Annotated in this window: 15 protein-coding genes; 9 read left to right on the top strand and 6 right to left on the bottom strand. The window is 64.4% G+C overall.

The window, feature by feature from the left end; translation table 11 throughout:
• Together Q8R73_RS11790 and Q8R73_RS11785 are read left to right on the top strand one after the other, a co-directional pair.
• Positions 1 to 1,347: amidase (locus Q8R73_RS11790; RefSeq protein ID WP_305719720.1), on the top strand; the 1,347-nt coding region annotated here is incomplete at its 5' end.
• A 149-nt stretch (positions 1,348 to 1,496) separates the two neighbouring features.
• On the top strand, positions 1,497 to 2,387 hold the full coding sequence (locus Q8R73_RS11785; RefSeq protein WP_305719719.1) for a crotonase/enoyl-CoA hydratase family protein: 891 nt from the start codon (positions 1,497 to 1,499) through the stop codon (positions 2,385 to 2,387).
• Positions 2,388 to 2,615: 228 nt separating this feature from the next.
• On the opposite strand, the gene Q8R73_RS11780 is transcribed toward Q8R73_RS11785, so the two are convergent.
• From Q8R73_RS11780 to Q8R73_RS11770, 3 genes are all read right to left on the bottom strand, one after another.
• A complete protein-coding gene (locus Q8R73_RS11780) occupies positions 2,616 to 3,590 on the bottom strand; it encodes an NADPH:quinone oxidoreductase family protein (protein ID WP_305719718.1) in 975 nt (324 codons plus the stop codon).
• Entirely contained in the window at positions 3,590 to 4,198 is a 609-nt protein-coding gene (locus Q8R73_RS11775) for a 2-hydroxychromene-2-carboxylate isomerase (RefSeq protein ID WP_305719717.1), read from the bottom strand. The genes Q8R73_RS11780 and Q8R73_RS11775 overlap by 1 nt, the downstream gene beginning before the upstream one ends.
• Positions 4,199 to 4,322: 124 nt before the next feature.
• Positions 4,323 to 5,027 (bottom strand): glutathione binding-like protein, encoded by a 705-nt coding sequence (locus Q8R73_RS11770; protein WP_305719716.1) that lies wholly within the window; start codon positions 5,025 to 5,027, stop codon positions 4,323 to 4,325.
• Between the two features lie 131 nt (positions 5,028 to 5,158).
• Between Q8R73_RS11770 and Q8R73_RS11765 the strand changes: the two genes are divergently transcribed.
• Positions 5,159 to 6,181: a methionine synthase gene (locus Q8R73_RS11765; protein ID WP_305719715.1), complete on the top strand. Its 1,023-nt coding sequence runs from the start codon at positions 5,159 to 5,161 to the stop codon at positions 6,179 to 6,181.
• 90 nt (positions 6,182 to 6,271) lie between these two features.
• Here the strand turns inward: Q8R73_RS11765 and Q8R73_RS11760 are convergent, their stop codons facing one another.
• The 3 genes from Q8R73_RS11760 to Q8R73_RS11750 all read right to left on the bottom strand — a co-directional run bounded on the left by Q8R73_RS11760 (position 6,272) and on the right by Q8R73_RS11750 (position 8,353).
• Positions 6,272 to 6,895, bottom strand: coding sequence for a hypothetical protein (locus tag Q8R73_RS11760; RefSeq protein ID WP_305719714.1), 624 nt, complete (start codon positions 6,893 to 6,895; stop codon positions 6,272 to 6,274).
• A 180-nt stretch (positions 6,896 to 7,075) separates the two neighbouring features.
• Positions 7,076 to 7,603, bottom strand: coding sequence for a xanthine phosphoribosyltransferase (gpt, locus tag Q8R73_RS11755; protein ID WP_305719713.1), 528 nt, complete (start codon positions 7,601 to 7,603; stop codon positions 7,076 to 7,078).
• Between the two features lie 9 nt (positions 7,604 to 7,612).
• Positions 7,613 to 8,353, bottom strand: coding sequence for a molybdopterin-binding protein (locus Q8R73_RS11750; RefSeq protein WP_305719712.1), 741 nt, complete (start codon positions 8,351 to 8,353; stop codon positions 7,613 to 7,615).
• Between the two features lie 244 nt (positions 8,354 to 8,597).
• On the opposite strand from Q8R73_RS11750, the gene Q8R73_RS11745 reads away from it, so the two are divergent.
• From Q8R73_RS11745 to Q8R73_RS11720, 6 genes are all read left to right on the top strand, one after another.
• Entirely contained in the window at positions 8,598 to 10,016 is a 1,419-nt protein-coding gene (locus Q8R73_RS11745; RefSeq protein ID WP_305719711.1) for a circularly permuted type 2 ATP-grasp protein, read from the top strand.
• A gap of 39 nt (positions 10,017 to 10,055) precedes the next feature.
• A complete protein-coding gene (locus tag Q8R73_RS11740; protein ID WP_305719710.1) occupies positions 10,056 to 11,000 on the top strand; it encodes an alpha-E domain-containing protein in 945 nt (314 codons plus the stop codon).
• Positions 11,001 to 11,123: 123 nt separating this feature from the next.
• Complete coding sequence (locus Q8R73_RS11735) at positions 11,124 to 11,963, top strand: transglutaminase family protein (protein ID WP_305719709.1); 840 nt, start codon at positions 11,124 to 11,126, stop codon at positions 11,961 to 11,963.
• A 22-nt stretch (positions 11,964 to 11,985) separates the two neighbouring features.
• Positions 11,986 to 13,008, top strand: a complete 1,023-nt coding sequence (locus tag Q8R73_RS11730) for an AI-2E family transporter (protein ID WP_305719723.1) — start codon at positions 11,986 to 11,988, stop codon at positions 13,006 to 13,008.
• 333 nt (positions 13,009 to 13,341) lie between these two features.
• Positions 13,342 to 14,649, top strand: coding sequence for an ABC transporter substrate-binding protein (locus tag Q8R73_RS11725; protein ID WP_305719708.1), 1,308 nt, complete (start codon positions 13,342 to 13,344; stop codon positions 14,647 to 14,649).
• A 69-nt stretch (positions 14,650 to 14,718) separates the two neighbouring features.
• The gene (locus tag Q8R73_RS11720) at positions 14,719 to 15,474 is read left to right on the top strand and encodes an ABC transporter ATP-binding protein (RefSeq protein WP_305719707.1); all 756 of its coding nucleotides are present in this window, start codon (positions 14,719 to 14,721) and stop codon (positions 15,472 to 15,474) included.
• Positions 15,475 to 15,477: the final 3 nt, after the last annotated feature.

Genomic DNA, 15,477 nt, shown 5'->3' with positions numbered 1-15,477 from the left:
AAGGCCGGCCAGTTCTCGCCATCGGAAGTCCTGGAGGACGTGCTGACGCACGTCGCGGCGTGGGAGCCGCACATCAAGGCGCTCTACGCGTTCGATCCCGATGGCGCGCGGGCGGTTGCCAAGGCATCGACCGAACGCTGGCAGAAGGGCGAGCCGATGGGCGTGCTCGACGGCGTGCCTGTTACCATCAAGGACAATATCGCCACCAAGGGCGTGCCAATGCCGCTGGGCGCCGCGAGCATGCCGCTGGTCCCGGCGGAGCGGGATGCGCCGCCCGCGGCGCGGCTGCGCGAGGCCGGCGCGATCATCTTCTCCAAGACCACCATGCCGGATTACGGCATGCTGTCATCGGGCCTCTCCAGCTACCATCCCCTCACCCGCAATCCCTGGGACCTGACCAAGAATCCCGGCGGCTCCAGTTCCGGCGCCGGCGCCGCGGCGGCGGCGGGATACGGCCCGCTGCATCTCGGCACCGATATCGGCGGCTCGGTGCGGCTGCCGGCATGCTGGTGCGGCCTGGTCGCGCTGAAGCCGAGCCTCGGGCGAATTCCGGTCGATCCGCCCTATGTCGGCCGCGTCGCCGGACCGATGACGCGCATTGTCGATGACGCCGCGCTGATGATGAGCGTGCTGTCGCGTCCGGATCGCCGCGACGGCATGAGCCTGCCGCCCAACGACATCAACTGGAAGGCGCTGGAAAAGTCGCCGCGCAAACTGCGCATCGGGCTGATGCTCGATGCCGGTGCCGGCCAGGCGCTGGAGAAGGAGGTCCGCGAGGTCGCCGTCAAGGCTGCGAAGGCCTTCGAATCCGCCGGCGCCGTCGTCACCGAAGTCGATGGCGTGATGACACCCGGGATCCTCAACGGCCTCGACACCTTCTGGCGCGCCCGGATGTGGGACGATCTGTCGAAACTCACGCCGGCCGAGCGCGCCAGGGCGCTGCCCTATATCTGCCAATGGGCGGAGACCGGCGCGAAGCTGAGCGGCGTCGACGTCGTCAGGGGTTTCAATGCCACCATGGCGATCCGGGCAGCGGCCGCAAAGCTGTTCTGCGAGATCGACTATGTGATCTCCCCGGTCTCGCCGGTGGTGAATTTCGCCGCCGAACTCGCCTCCCCGCTCAACGATCCCGCCAAACCGTTCGAGCACATCGCCTTCACCGTGCCGTGGAACATGGCGGAGAACCCGGCGGCCTCGATCAATGGCGGTTTCGACAAAAAGGGATTCCCGATCGGGGTCCAGATCGTCGGCCGCCGCTTCGACGACATCGGCGTGCTCGGCATGGCCAAGGCGTTCGAGGGATTGCGGGGCGCGCAGAAACCGTGGCCGAAGCCGCCGAAGAAATAATCTCACTCCCCGTCATTCCGGGGCGTCGCGCAGCGACGAACCCGGAATCTCGATTGGTCATGCTCCGATCGAGATTCCGGGTCTGCGCCTGCGGCGCATCCCGGAATGACGACGCAACAATCAACAAACAAACCGAGAGGAAACACTTCATGGCCTACGAGACCATCAAATACGACATCGACGAGCAGATTCTCACCATCACGCTGAACCGGCCCGACAAGCTCAACGCCTTCAACGGCACCATGCAGGCGGAACTGATCGCCGCGTTCGATGCCGCCGACAAGGACGACAATGTCCGCGCCATCATCGTCACCGGTGCGGGGCGCGGGTTCTGCGCAGGCGCCGACCTCTCCTCCGGTGCCGATACCTTCGATCGCGACGCGCGGCGCGGGCCGGTCAGGCGATTGCCGGACGGCAAGGTCGATTACAGCGATCCCCAGGTGCGCGACGGCGGCGGCCAGGTCACCTTGCGGATCTTCAAATGCCTGAAACCGGTGATCGCCGCGATCAACGGCCCGGCGGTCGGCATCGGCGCCACCATGCTGCTGCCGATGGATATCCGCATCGCCTCGGACAACGCCCGGATCGGATTCGTGTTCTCGCAGCGCGGCATCGTGCCCGAGGCGGCGTCGAGCTGGTTCCTGCCGCGCCTCGTCGGCATCCAGCAGGCGCTGGAATGGTGTTTTTCCGGCCGCGTGTTCCCGGCGCAAGAAGCCCTGGCCGGCAGGCTGGTTTCGAAAGTCGTGGCACCGGACGACTTGCTGCCGACCGCCCGCGCCCTTGCAAAGGAATTCATGGCAAAGACCGCGCCGGTGTCGGTGGCGCTGATCCGCCAGATGATGTGGCGCATGCTCGGCGCCGACGATCCGATGGAAGCCCACAAGGTCGACAGCCGCGGCATCTACGCCCGTGGCCGTTCCGAGGATGTGAAGGAAGGCGTGGTGTCGTTCCTGGAAAAGCGCCCGGCGCAGTTCAAGAACAAGGTGTCGACCGACATGCCCGACTATTTCCCGTGGTGGGACGAGCGGGAATATAAATAGAAATCCGTAGGCTGGGCAAAGGCGCTCTTGCGCCGTGCCCACCATGACGCGGCAAGAAAGAAGATGGTGGGCACGGCGCAAGGACACCTTTTCTCAGCCTACGACACTTCGAAGCGGCCAACCCGGAAGTGACTCCACAACGTCATTCCGGGGCGTCGCGAAAGCGACGAACCCGGAATCTCGAGATTCCGGGTTCGATGCTGCGCATCGCCCCGGAATGACGGGGCTTTACCGCATCATCAGCGCCACGCGTCCGATCGCCTTGCGGTCGACCAGCAATCGCATCGCCTGCGCATAGTTTTCCAGCGGCAGACGGTGCGAGACGTTGGGGCGGATTTTTCCGGCTTCCGCCCATTCCAGCAGCGCCTTCAGGCGCACTTCGCCGAGCGCGGGATTTCGCCGGACCGCTTCGCCGGCGCGCACGCCGAGCACGCTGGCGCCCTTGATCAGCAGCAGGTTGGTGCGGGCAAGCCCGATGCCGCCGGTAAAGCCGATCACCAGCAGCCGCGCGCCCCAGGCGATGCAGCGCACGCTGTTCTCGAACGTCTCGCCGCCGACGGGATCGAACACCACGTCGGCGCCGCGGCCGTCGGTGATGCGCTTGACGGCGTCGCGAAACGGCTCGCGGCCATAAAGCACCAGATGATCGGCGCCCCTCGCCTGCGCCACCGCCAATTTTTCTTCCGACGACGCCGCCGCGATCACGGTGGCGCCCAGCATCTTGCCCATCTCGACCGCGGCCAGGCCGACGCCGCCGCCGGCGCCGTGCACCAGCAGCACGTCGCCGGGCTTAACCTGGCCGCGATCGACCAGCGCGTGATAGGCGGTGCCGTGGCCGGCCAGAAACGTCGCCCCCTCGGCATAGTCGAAGGTCGATGGCAGCGGCGTCAATTGCGACGGCGTGACGACCGCTTCGTCGGCATAGCCGCCGTGCCGCATCTTGACGATGACGCGGTCACCGACCGCGACGCCATCGGCGCCATTGACCTCGACCACGTCGCCGGCGGCTTCCATGCCGGGCGTGAACGGCAGCGGCGGCTTGAGCTGGTACTCGCCGGCCGCCATCAGCACGTCGGGAAAGTTGATGCCGGCGGCGTGGATGGCGACGCGGACCTCGCCCGGCGCGAGCGGCACCGAGGCAAAGCTTTCCAGCTGCAGACCCTCGGGAGGCCCAAGCTCGCGGCAGACCACCTTCCTCGGCATCAGGCCGCCCGCGCCTTCAGGCGCGCCACCGCCTCGCGGATCAGCGGCATGCGGTCGTTGCCGAAATACATGTCGGTCTTGTCGACGAAGATGGTCGGCGACCCGAAACCGCCGCGCGCCATCACCTCGTCGGTATTGGCCTTGAGCTGGTCCTTGATCGCCTGGTCGCCGATGCCGGCGAAGAATCGTTCGGGGTCGACGCCTACGCTCCTGCAGATCTCGCTCAGCACCTCGTCCTTCGAGATGTCCTTGTCGTCACCCCAATAGGCGGCGAATACCGCGCGCGCGAACGGCTCCATGTCCTTGCCCAGCCAGATGCAGCCGCGCATCGCCTTGACGCTGTTCACCGGAAACACCGTCGGCGGCATCTTGATCGCGAGCCCGGCGGAGCGCGCCCAGTCGGCGAGATCCTTCTTCTGGTAGCGCGCCTTCAGCGGCACCGGTGCCTCGCGCGAGGCGTAGACGCTGGGATTGACCGAATTGAAGATGCCGCCGACCAGGATCGGCCGCCACGAAATCTCGACGCCGAACTCTTCCGCCAGCGGCCGGATGTTGTGAAAGGCGAGATAGGTCCAGGGGCTGGAGCAGTCAAAGAAGAATTCGATCATGGTGTTTCCTCGGTATTGGCGCTTGTAAATAAACTCGACCCGTCATTCCGGGATGGTCCGAAGGACCAGACCCGGAATCTCGAGATTCCGGGTTCGCGCTTCGCGCGCCCCGGAATGACAGACATTAGTTCTTCCCCGCCAGCTCCTTCGCCTTCTGCCCGAACATGTACTTTCGCGCTTCCTCGTCGAACGGTTCCTTGACGAATTTGCCGATCGCCAGCCCCGCCTGTACCTGCGGCCGGGCGCGGACCATTGCGTACCAGCGCTTGATGTCGGGATAATCGTCGAGGGTAAAGCCCTGCGCCTTGTGGGTCATGGTCCAGGGGAAGCAGGCGATGTCGGCGATGGAATAGTCGTCGCCGGCGACATAAGCGCCGGTCCTGCCCAGTTGGGCATCGAGCACGCGGTAGAGCCGCGCCGCTTCGTCGCGGTAGCGCTCGATCGCATAGGGAATCTTTTCTGCGGCATAAAGGGCAAAGTGGCCGTGCTGGCCGAGCATCGGTCCGAGTCCGCTCATCTGCCACATCACCCACTGCACCACTTTGGACCGATCGCGCATGTCAGTGGGGAGAAAGCGGCCGGTCTTGTCGGCCAGGTAGATCAGGATCGCGCCGGTCTCGAACACCGAAAACGGCTCGCCGCCGTCCGCCGGCGCATGGTCGACGATGGCGGGAATCCGGTTGTTCGGGCTGATGGCCAGGAATTCCGGGCGGAACTGTTCGCCGGCGCGGATGTCGACGGGAATCACGGTGTAGGGAAGCCCAAGTTCCTCCAGCATGATCGAGATTTTCCAGCCGTTCGGCGTCGGCGCGTAGTGCAGGTCGATCATGGGTTCACCTTATGGGAGGTTGCCCGCATCCTAGCCCGCCGCGCCAGGCCCTTCCAGTCATCAAGGCGGTTGTGGGGCGACTGCCGAACATGGCACACAGGCGCAAACGATAACCCTCGGGGAGGCCCACCATGCTGTTTCCAACCACGATCGCCGGCTCGCTGCCGAAGCCGGAATGGCTGGCCGAACCCAATACGCTGTGGGCGCCCTGGAAATCCAGCGGCGAGGAACTGGCGCGGGCCAAGCGCGACGCCACCCTGCTGGCGCTGAAGCTGCAGGAAGACGCCGGCATCGACATCGTCACCGAAGGCGAACAGGCGCGGCAGCATTTCGTGCATGGTTTCATGGAGAAGATCGAGGGCATCGATTTCGCCCACAAGGTCGAGATGGGAATCCGCAAGGACCGCTACAAGGCGATGGTGCCGCAGGTGGTGGCGCCATTGCGGCTGAAGGGCCGCGTCCATGCCGACGAGGCGCGCATCGCCCGCACCCACACGACGCGAAAACTGAAGTTCACCTTGCCCGGCCCGATGACCATCATCGATACCGTTGCCGACGGCTATTATGGCGACCGCGTCAAGATGGCATTCGCCTTTGCCGAGCTGCTGAACGAGGAAGCGAAGGCGTTGCAGGCCGACGGCGTCGACATGATCCAGTTCGACGAGCCCGCCTTCAACGTGTTCATGGACGAGGTTTCGGACTGGGGCATCAAGGCGCTGGAGCGCGCCGCCGAGGGTCTCACCTGCGGCACCGCCGTGCACATCTGCTACGGCTACGGCATCAAGGCCAACACCGACTGGAAAGAAACGCTGGGCAGCGAATGGCGGCAGTACGAGGATATTTTTCCGGCGATCGCCAAGAGCCCGATCCAGCAGGTCGCGATCGAATGCCGCAATTCGAAGGTGCCGCTGGACCTGCTGGCGCTGCTCACCGGCAAGATCGTGCAGGCCGGCGTGATCGACGTCGCCAGCGACACCGTCGAGACCGCGGAGGATGTGGTCAAGGTGATCGAGGCGGTTTCGAAATTCGTGCCGAAGAGCAACATCGTCGCCACGACCAATTGCGGCATGGCGCCGATGCGCCGCGACATCGCGGAAGCGAAACTGATGGCGCTGGGCGCGGGCGCCAAGCTGGCAAGGGAGAGATTGGGGTAATCGTCATTCCGGGGCGCGCCGCTGGGCGCGAGCCCGGAATCTCGAGATTCCGGGTTCGCTCGCTTGCGCGATCGCCCCGGAATGACTTCATCACGTTGTTGCAGCCCCTGCGCTCGGATGCAGCACCGGAACATATCCGGCCGTCATCGCGCGCAGCGTCGAGGGTGGCGTCAGCAGCCGCGCGCCTTCGAAGTCATGGTCGGCCTCGCGATAGCCGGCGTGCGACCACAGCTGCGCCCGCCCCTGCAGGATCAGATAGATCTGCGCGCCTTCCTGCAGCATTGCGCCGTCGGGAAGTTTGTCCGGCGGCATCGGCAGTTCATGCCGTCGCTTCGCGGCTCCATCGAGCCGCTCGCGGTGCAGTGTCGCGTCGACTTCGCGGGCGCTCGGCCTCACGACACCATTGCCCCGTTCCCACGCCTCGCGAAACCTGACGGCATCGTCGCGGCGGCAGTAGAAGCAGGGTCGATGCCCCGCGGCGAGCGCGGTGGCTTCATCCAGAAAGAACAGCTCGGTCCAGCTCCGGCCGCCCATCACCACGCGCCGGCGGCCCCGGAAATCGCAGACACAGGTCAGCCACGCCTGGCCGGCCCAGCGCCGCGTCAGCGTCCTGGTGGCGGGGTCGTGGATGATGCCGCGATTGCCGGTGAACATGCCGCGATGCGGGGTGGCGACGATATCGCCGGTGGGAGTGACGCGGTTTTGCAGGGGCATCGATTGCTCGATCGGTTAGTCACAACCACCATTGCGAGGAGCGCTTGCGACGAAGCAATCCAATCCTCGTCATTCCGGGATGGTGCGCAAGCACCAGACCGCAGGTGCGCACTTGCGCACCGGGGAATCTCGAGATTCCGGGTTCGCTGCTTCGCAGCGCCCCGGAATGACAGCCCGTTCTCACACCCCGCCGTCGCGGATCGGCGGCTGGAACGACAGCGCGGTATCCCAGGGAAAGTGGATCCAGGTGTCCTGCGATACTTCGGTGATAAAGGTGTCGACCAGCGGCCGTCCCTGCGGCTTGGCGTAGACCGCCGCGAAATGTGCGTCGGGCATCATCGCGCGCACCAGCCGCCCGGTCTTGCCGGTGTCGACGAGATCGTCGACGATCAGAAGTCCCTTGCCGGTGCCGCCGCCGAGTTTGGCCACTTCCGCCGAAACATCCTTGAGAACCTGCAGCTCGCCCTGTTTGGTGTGGTCGTAGCTGGCGATGCAGACGGTATCGATCACGCGAATGCCGAGCTCGCGGGCGACAATGGCGGCCGGCACCAGCCCGCCTCGGGTGATCGCGACCATGGCATGGAACGGCCCGACGGCGTTGAGCCGCCAGCTCAGTGCCCGGCAATCCCGGTGAAACTGGTCCCACGAGACCGGAAAGGCCTTGCCGGCCTTTTCCTGCGCGCTCAATTCCGGATGGTCCGCCATCATCACTCTCCGCTAGCGGGTGGTGATGTTCAGGCCCGCCAGCATCTCCTTGACCGCATTCATGGCGGCAGTGAGTTTTTCCGGATCGCGCGAGCGGACCACGAGGTTGGTGTTCGGCTTCTTGTCGTCGTCGACGAACGGGTAGCTGCCGATCATGGTGTCGGGATGGGCGTTGGCGATTTCGCGCAAGGGTCCGCCGACGTCGCCTTCCCGCGCATTGGCGCGAACCGATTCCGACAGCATCCGGACGCCGGATTTCAGCTTCGGCGCCACGATGTCCATCATCGCCTGCATGATGGTGGGCACCCCGGCCATCACCACGACATTGCCGATCTTGAAGCCGGGCGCCAGAATGGTCGCGCTCTGGATCAGCTCGGCGCCGTCGGGAATCCGCGCCATGCGCAGCCGCGCCTCGTTGAGGTCCTGCGCGCCCCAGCGCTCCCTGAACCGCGCCACCACTTCCGGGTGGTGGTCGATGCCGACACCGAATGCCTTGGCGATGGCATCGGCGGTGATGTCGTCATGGGTCGGCCCGATGCCGCCGGTGGTAAAGACGTAATCGTAACGATGCCGCAGCGCATCCAGCGCGACGACGATATCGGGCTCGTCGTCGGCGACGATGCGGACCTCCTTGAGGTCGATCCCGATATTGGTGAGGTATTCGGCGATAAAGCCGATGTTCTTGTCCTTGGTCCGGCCGGACAGGATCTCGTCCCCGATCACCAGAATGCCCGCGGTGACGATCTCGCTCATCATTCTTCCTCGCCCTTTATCGTGACTGTGCGCAAGCAACGCCTTGAAGTCACGGGGTTTTGCTGCCGAAATAAGCACCGGCCAGCCGTTTTTTGAGGCAGCCAATGGAACCCCTTGCTACCAAATGCCCTCGGTGAATGCATATCGCGCTGGCCCGGCCCTTGCTACCATCCCTTTCAGTCATGCACTGTCTCGCATGGTCTTGGAATGGCCAAGAAAAGCGTCGGAAAAAGCGTCGGGATATATGGCAGTTGCGTTCGATGAAATGAATGGGCCCGGCGGCGAGATCCGTCCGGCCTACCAGGAACTGTCCCGCTGGCTGAAGGAGACGCCGGCGGAGGCGCTGGAATATCGCCGCCAGGAGGCGGAGCTGCTGTTCCGCCGGATCGGCATCACCTTCGCCGTCTACGGCGACGCCGAAGCCCAGGAGCGCCTGATCCCGTTCGACGTGATCCCGCGAATCATCGCGGCGAAGGAATGGGCGATCCTCGAGAAGGGACTGAAGCAGCGCGTGCGCGCGCTCAACATGTTCCTGCGCGACATCTATCACGGCCGCGACATCCTGCGCGCCAACATCATTCCCGACGACCTGATCTTCCAGAATCCGGTGTTCCGGCCGGAAATGAACGGCCAGGACGTGCCGCACGACGTCTATGTCCACATCGCCGGCATCGACATCGTGCGCATCAATCCGGAAGAGTTCTACGTGCTGGAGGACAATGCGCGCACGCCCTCCGGCGTGTCCTACATGCTGGAAAACCGCGAAATCATGATGCGGCTGTTTCCCGACCTGTTCGCCCGCCACCGCGTCGCCCCGGTGGAAAAGTACCCGGACGAACTGCTGTCGGCGCTGCGCTCGGTGGCGCCATCAAGCGCCTCGTCGGAGCCGACGGTGGCGCTGATGACCCCCGGCGTCTACAATTCCGCCTATTACGAGCATTCGTTCCTGGCCGACAAGCTCGGCATCGAGCTGGTCGAGGGCCGCGACCTCATCGTCAAGAACGACGAGGTGTTCATGCGCACCACCGAGGGCCTGAAGCGGGTCGACGTGATCTACCGCCGGGTCGACGACGACTTCCTCGATCCCCTCACCTTCCGGCCGGATTCGGCGCTCGGCGTGCCCGGGCTGATGTCGGCCTATGCGGCCGGCAACGTCACGCTGGCCAACGCGGTCGGCACCGGCATCGCGGACGACAAGGCGGTCTATTCCTATATGCCGGAGGTGGTGAAATTCTATCTCGGGGAAGAGCCGATCCTGAAGAACGTGCCGACCTGGCGCTGCCGCGAGCCGAAGGATCTGGCCTATGTGCTCGACAACCTCGGCGAACTCGTGGTGAAGGAAGTGCACGGCTCCGGCGGCTACGGCATGCTGATCGGGCCCGCCGCCACCAAGGCGACGATCGAGGCGTTTCGCGACAAGCTCAAGCGCGAGCCCGAGGGGTTCATCGCCCAGCCGACGCTGGCGCTGTCGACCTGTCCGACCTGCGTCGAATCCGGCCTGGCGCCGCGCCACGTCGATCTCCGGCCTTTCGTTCTGACCGGCAGCAACCACGTCACCATCGTGCCGGGCGGCCTGACGCGGGTGGCGCTGAAGGAGGGATCGCTGGTGGTCAATTCCAGCCAGGGCGGCGGCACCAAGGATACCTGGATTCTGGACGAGTAAGATCTGGATTGGGACGAGTAGAGAGAGCAAGATTCCTGCATGCTGTCACGCACCGCCGAAAACCTGTACTGGCTCGCCCGTTACGTCGAGCGCGCCGAATATCTCGCGCGCACCATCGAGGCGACGCTGCGGGTCACCGCGCTGCCGAACACCTATATCGGCAAGACCAACGAATGGGATTCGGCGCTGCTGACCGCCGGCGTCAGCGCCAGTTTCTACGAAATCTACGAGGAAGCCGACGAACGCAACGTGGTCGAATACCTGTCGTTCTCGCCGGCCAATCCCTCCTCGATCAAGAACTGCATCGAGAACGCCCGGCTCAATTCGCGCTCGGTGCGCACCGCCCTGACCTCCGAGATGTGGGACAACATCAACTCGGCCTGGATCGACCTGCAGGAGGTCTGGGGCAAGGGCACCCGGACCCGCGAGGAACTGGCGAAATTCCTGCGCTTCGTGCAGGAAACCTCGCTGCGGTTCGACGGCTCGGCCTACCGCACCATGCTGCGCAACGACGCCTACTGGTTCTCGCGGCTCGGCCTGCATCTGGAGCGCGCCGACAACACCGCCCGCATCCTCGACGTCAAGTATCACGTCCTGCTGCCGGAGGAAGAGCATGTCGGCGGCCCGCTCGATTACTACCAGTGGACCTCGATCCTGCGCTCGGTCTCGGCGCTGACCGCCTATCACTGGGTCTACCGCGAGACCCTGAAGCCGTGGCTGATCGCGGACCTGCTGATCCTCAACGATTCGCTACCGCGCTCGCTGGCGAGCTGCTACGGCAATCTGGTGCGCAATCTCGACCAGATCGGCGTCGCCTATGGCCGCCAGGGCGCGGCCCAGCGCCATGCCCGTGGCGTCCGAAACCGGCTGGAACACAGCCACATGGACGACATATTCCAGCACGGCGTGCATGAATTCATCCAGGAGTTCATTCTGGACAACGGCCGGCTCGGCGAGATCATCACCAAGCAGTATTTGATCTGATCGAGTATCGTCATTCCGGGATGGCGCGCAAGCTCCAGACCTCAGGTGCGCAATTGCGCACCGGGAATCTCAAGATTCCGGGTTCGATGCTTCGCATCGCCCCGGAATGACAGGGAAGACACCATGCGCCTGCGAATTGCCCATACCACCAGCTATCGCTATGAGCCGCCGGCCACCGGCGTCATTCAGATTCTGCGCATGACGCCGGGCAGCCATGACGGCCAGTACGTCGCCGAATGGCAGATCGACGTCTCCACCGACTCGCGGCTCGACATGCACGAGGATGCGTTCGGCAACGTCACGCATGTCCTGACCTACGGGCCGATCGCCGACCTCACCATCACGGTCGAGGGCCTGATCGAGACCCACGACACCGGCGGCGTGCTGAAGGGCACCGACGAGCGCTTTCCGCCGAGCTTTTTTCTGCGCTCGACCGATCTGACCAAGGTCAATCCGGCGATGGCGAACTTCGCGAACGAGCTGCGATCGGAATCGGAGAGCGATGTGCTCGGCTTCCTGCATGCGCTGATGATGCAGATCAACGAACACATGACGTTCGACGAAGACCCCACCAACAGCGGCACCTCGGCTGTGGAAGCTTTCGCGCTGAAGCGCGGCGTATGCCAGGATTATGCGCATATCTTCATCGCCTGCGCGCGCACCGGCGGCGTGCCGGCGCGCTTCGTCGCAGGACACTTTCTGCGCTCCGACGGCATGGTCCAGCAGCAGGCCGGCCATGCCTGGGCGGAAGCCTTCGTGCCCGATCTCGGCTGGGTCGGATTCGATCCGGCCAACGCCATCTGCACCACCGACGCCCATGCCCGCGTCGCCATCGGCCTCGATTATCTCGGCGCCGCACCGGTGCGCGGCACCCGCTACGGCGGCGGCATGGAGACCCTGACCGTAGCTGTCAGGGTCGAACAGGTGGGTGGGCGACAGGGCCAGTCGCAGTCGCAGGGGTAGCAACCAAAGTGGCTGGCGTCGCATGAAGATAGCGGTCGGGATCATCGCAGCGGTGTTGCTGGCGGCCGCCGCCAGAGAAGCTAGCGCGGTGATTGCCCCGCTTGCGCTAGCCCTTTTCATCATCGCGAACGTCTGGCCGTTGCAGAGCCTGCTGCAGGCACGGATGCCGAAGCTGCTCGCACTGGCGATCACGCTGGTCGTCACGATCGCGGCCTGTCTCGCCTTCGCCTCGCTCGTAGCCTGGGGCTTTGGCCGGGTGGGGCAATCCCTGGTTACCGATGCCGCCCGCTATCAGGCGCTTTATGGCGCCATGGTAACATGGCTCGACGGTCATGGCGTCTCGGTCGCCGGCATGTGGGCCGAGCATTTCAACGTCGCGTGGCTGCTGCGCGCGACGCAACACGTCACCGGTCGCGTCAACACCACGCTCACGTTCTGGGTGATTGCACTGGTCTACGTTGTATTAGGACTTCTTGAAGTCGATGGTATCAGACAGAAGGTAGAAGCGCTCGACAACCGCGTTGCCGCGCGCGTTCTGCTGAATGGCAGCGCTGCGACCGCAGCCAAATTTCGCAAATACATGCTGGTGCGGACGCAGATGAGCGCGATAACAGGTCTGCTTGTCGGCATTTTCGCCTGGGTCACCGGGCTGCCGTTCGCGTTCGAATGGGGTGTGATCGCCTTCGCGCTCAACTATATCCCGTTCATCGGCCCCTTCATCGCGACGCTGTTTCCCACCTTGCTGGCGATGACACAGTTTGAAAGCTGGCAGGCGGTTGTCGGCGTCTTCGTTTGCCTCAACATCATCCAGTTCGTGGTCGGCAGCTATGTCGAGCCTCGCGTGGCTGGCACCATGCTGTCGATTTCACCCATGGTCGTGCTGTTCGCACTCTTCTTCTGGACCTTCCTGTGGGGTCTGTTCGGCACCTTCATCGGCGTACCCATCACGCTTGCGATCCTCACCTTCTGCGGCCAGCATCCGTCGAGCCGCTGGATTGCCGACCTGCTCGGCGGACCGAAGCAGCCGACGCCCGGCAAGCTCTAGCTTTCGACCTCGCCCGCAATCCCTGTCGGCTGGGTGAAAGGCTTCAGGACCGATCCGCTGCGTTCAGCGCGTCGCCCTCAGGGGTCGAACAGGCCGGTGGGCGGCAGGGCCAGTCGCAAAGCCAGTCCTGACGCCTTTCATTCCGCGGCGCGCAATTGCACGCCGGCTGATTTGCAGCTTTTCGTCGTGTGACATGATGTCGGTGTCATGGCGCCGGTCGAACGACCCCTGCACAGAACGAAGCTTGCCGCTTGACATCGGTCCGCACTCCCCGTGTGATGGGCGACTACAAAAACAATAAGCGCAATGCACAATTTTCCAGGGGAGGTTTCGATGCCGGTGCGTAAGGCTGCCCGCGTGATTGGTGGGCTTGTGGCCGCGATTGCGGCGCTGGGTATGGCGGCTTCCGCCCAGGCCCAGGAAAAGAAAATCAAGATCGGCGTGATCTACGACCTGACCGGCCCGCTCGCGGGTGGCGGCTCGGAGCTGCAATATACCGGCGCCAAGATCATGCTCGACTCCTACGCCAACAAGCTGGTCGAGGGCTACAAGGTCGAGGCGGTCTACGCCGACGCCCAGAGCAAGCCCGACGTCGCCATCAACGAGGCGATCCGGCTGATCGAGCAGGAAAAGGTCGACATGCTGCTCGGCTTCTTCTCGTCGGCGCAGTGCGTGCCGGTGGCCGCGCGCGTCGAGCAGCTCAAGAAATTCATGTGGATCACCACCTGCATTTCCTCCGCCGTGCTGGACGGCAAGAACTTCAAGTACATCTTCCGCCCGCAGGCGAGCGGCGACCAGTTCGGCCTGATCGCGATGGACTTCATCGCCAACAACGCCAAGGCCAAGTTCGGCAAGGAGCCGAAGGACCTGCGCGTCGCCATCATCCACGAGGACGGCGCCTATGGCGTCGACGTCGCCAAGGGCAATGTCGCCGGCGCCAAGAAGGCCGGCTTCGACGTGGTGATGAAGGAAGGCTACGCGGCGACCGCGCCCGATCTGTCGGCGCTTGTGACCAAACTGAAGCGCGCCCGGCCCGACGTGATCTTCCATACCGGCTACAACCCCGATATCACGCTGATGCTGCGCCAGGCGCGCGAACAGGGGCTGAAATTCGGCGCCCTGATCGGTCATGGCGCCGGCTACGGCGTGTACGAGAAGCTGAAGGAAGGGCTCGGCGGCGACGTCAACCACTTCTTCAACGTCGATCCGATCTCGATCTGGCTCGCCAACCAGAAGACCATGGATCCCAAGCTGCCGCCGGTCATCAAGGCGGTCGGCGAGGAGTTCGACAAGGCCAAGCCCGGCATCGCCATCCGCTCGGCGCATGTCGGCATGGCCGCCTCCAACACTTACGTCTTCCTGACCGAGGTGCTGCCGCGCGCCATCAAGAAGTATGGCGGCGTCGATCCGGAAGCGCTGCGCAAGGCGGCGCTGGAAGTCGACCTTCCCGAGGGCGGCACCATGCTCGGCTTCGGCGTCAAATTCCACGCCGACGGCCCGATGGCCGGCCAGAACGAGCGTTCGTTCCCGGTGGTGATCCAGTACATCGACGACAAGTCGTCGGTGGTGTGGCCGAAGAGCCAGGCGCAACGCGAGGCCATCCTGCCGCTGCCGGCAGGCTCGACCTACAGCAACAAGTAAACGTCGTCCCAAGAACAAGTCTCGAGAACAAGTCTTGAGACACGTCTCGATAAAACATAAGGGACCGTCGTGCTGGTCGTTGAGGGGTTGGTAAAGCGGTTTGGCGGCTTCACGGCCGTCAACCAGGTATCGTTTCGGGTCGAACAGGGCGAGATTCTCGGCCTGATCGGCCCGAACGGTTCGGGCAAGAGCACGATCTTCAACATGCTGTCCGGCACGTTCGCGCCGTCGGCGGGGTCGATCCAGTTCGACGGCAGCGAGATTTCGGGGCTCGCGCCGCATCGCATCATCAACCGCGGCATCGGCCGCACTTTCCAGATTCCCCGGCCGTTTCGCCGGCTGACGATATTCGAGAACGTGGCGCTGGCCGGCTATTTCGGTCAGGGCCGCCACAGCCGCGTCAAGGCGGAGGAAGCCGCCGAACGCGCGCTCGGCATGGTCGGCCTGACCACTGACCGCAGTGCTTTGGTCGACGGCCTCGGCGCCGCCGGCCTGAAGAAGCTGGAGCTGGCGAAAGCGCTGGCGACCGGGCCCAAATTGCTGCTGGCCGACGAAAGCCTGGGCGGACTCGACGAGAACGAGATGGACCAGGCCGCCGACATGCTGCGCAAGATCCGCGACGAGCTCGGCATCACCATCATCTGGGTCGAGCACATCATGGGCGTGCTGATGCGCGTGGTCGATCGCGTGATGGTGCTGGATCACGGCGAGAAGATTTCCGAGGGGCTGCCGAGCCAGGTGTCGAGCGATCCGCGGGTGGTCGAGGTCTATCTCGGCACCGACGCCGTTGCGACGCAAGCCGCAGCCGCCGAAGCGCGTCGGTAAGGG

The sequence above is a fragment of the Bradyrhizobium sp. genome (genome assembly GCF_030697065.1).
Lineage (GTDB): Bacteria > Pseudomonadota > Alphaproteobacteria > Rhizobiales > Xanthobacteraceae > Bradyrhizobium.
The sequence above is the reverse complement of the archived record's forward strand: the minus strand, read 5'-3'. Positions and strand labels throughout refer to the sequence as shown.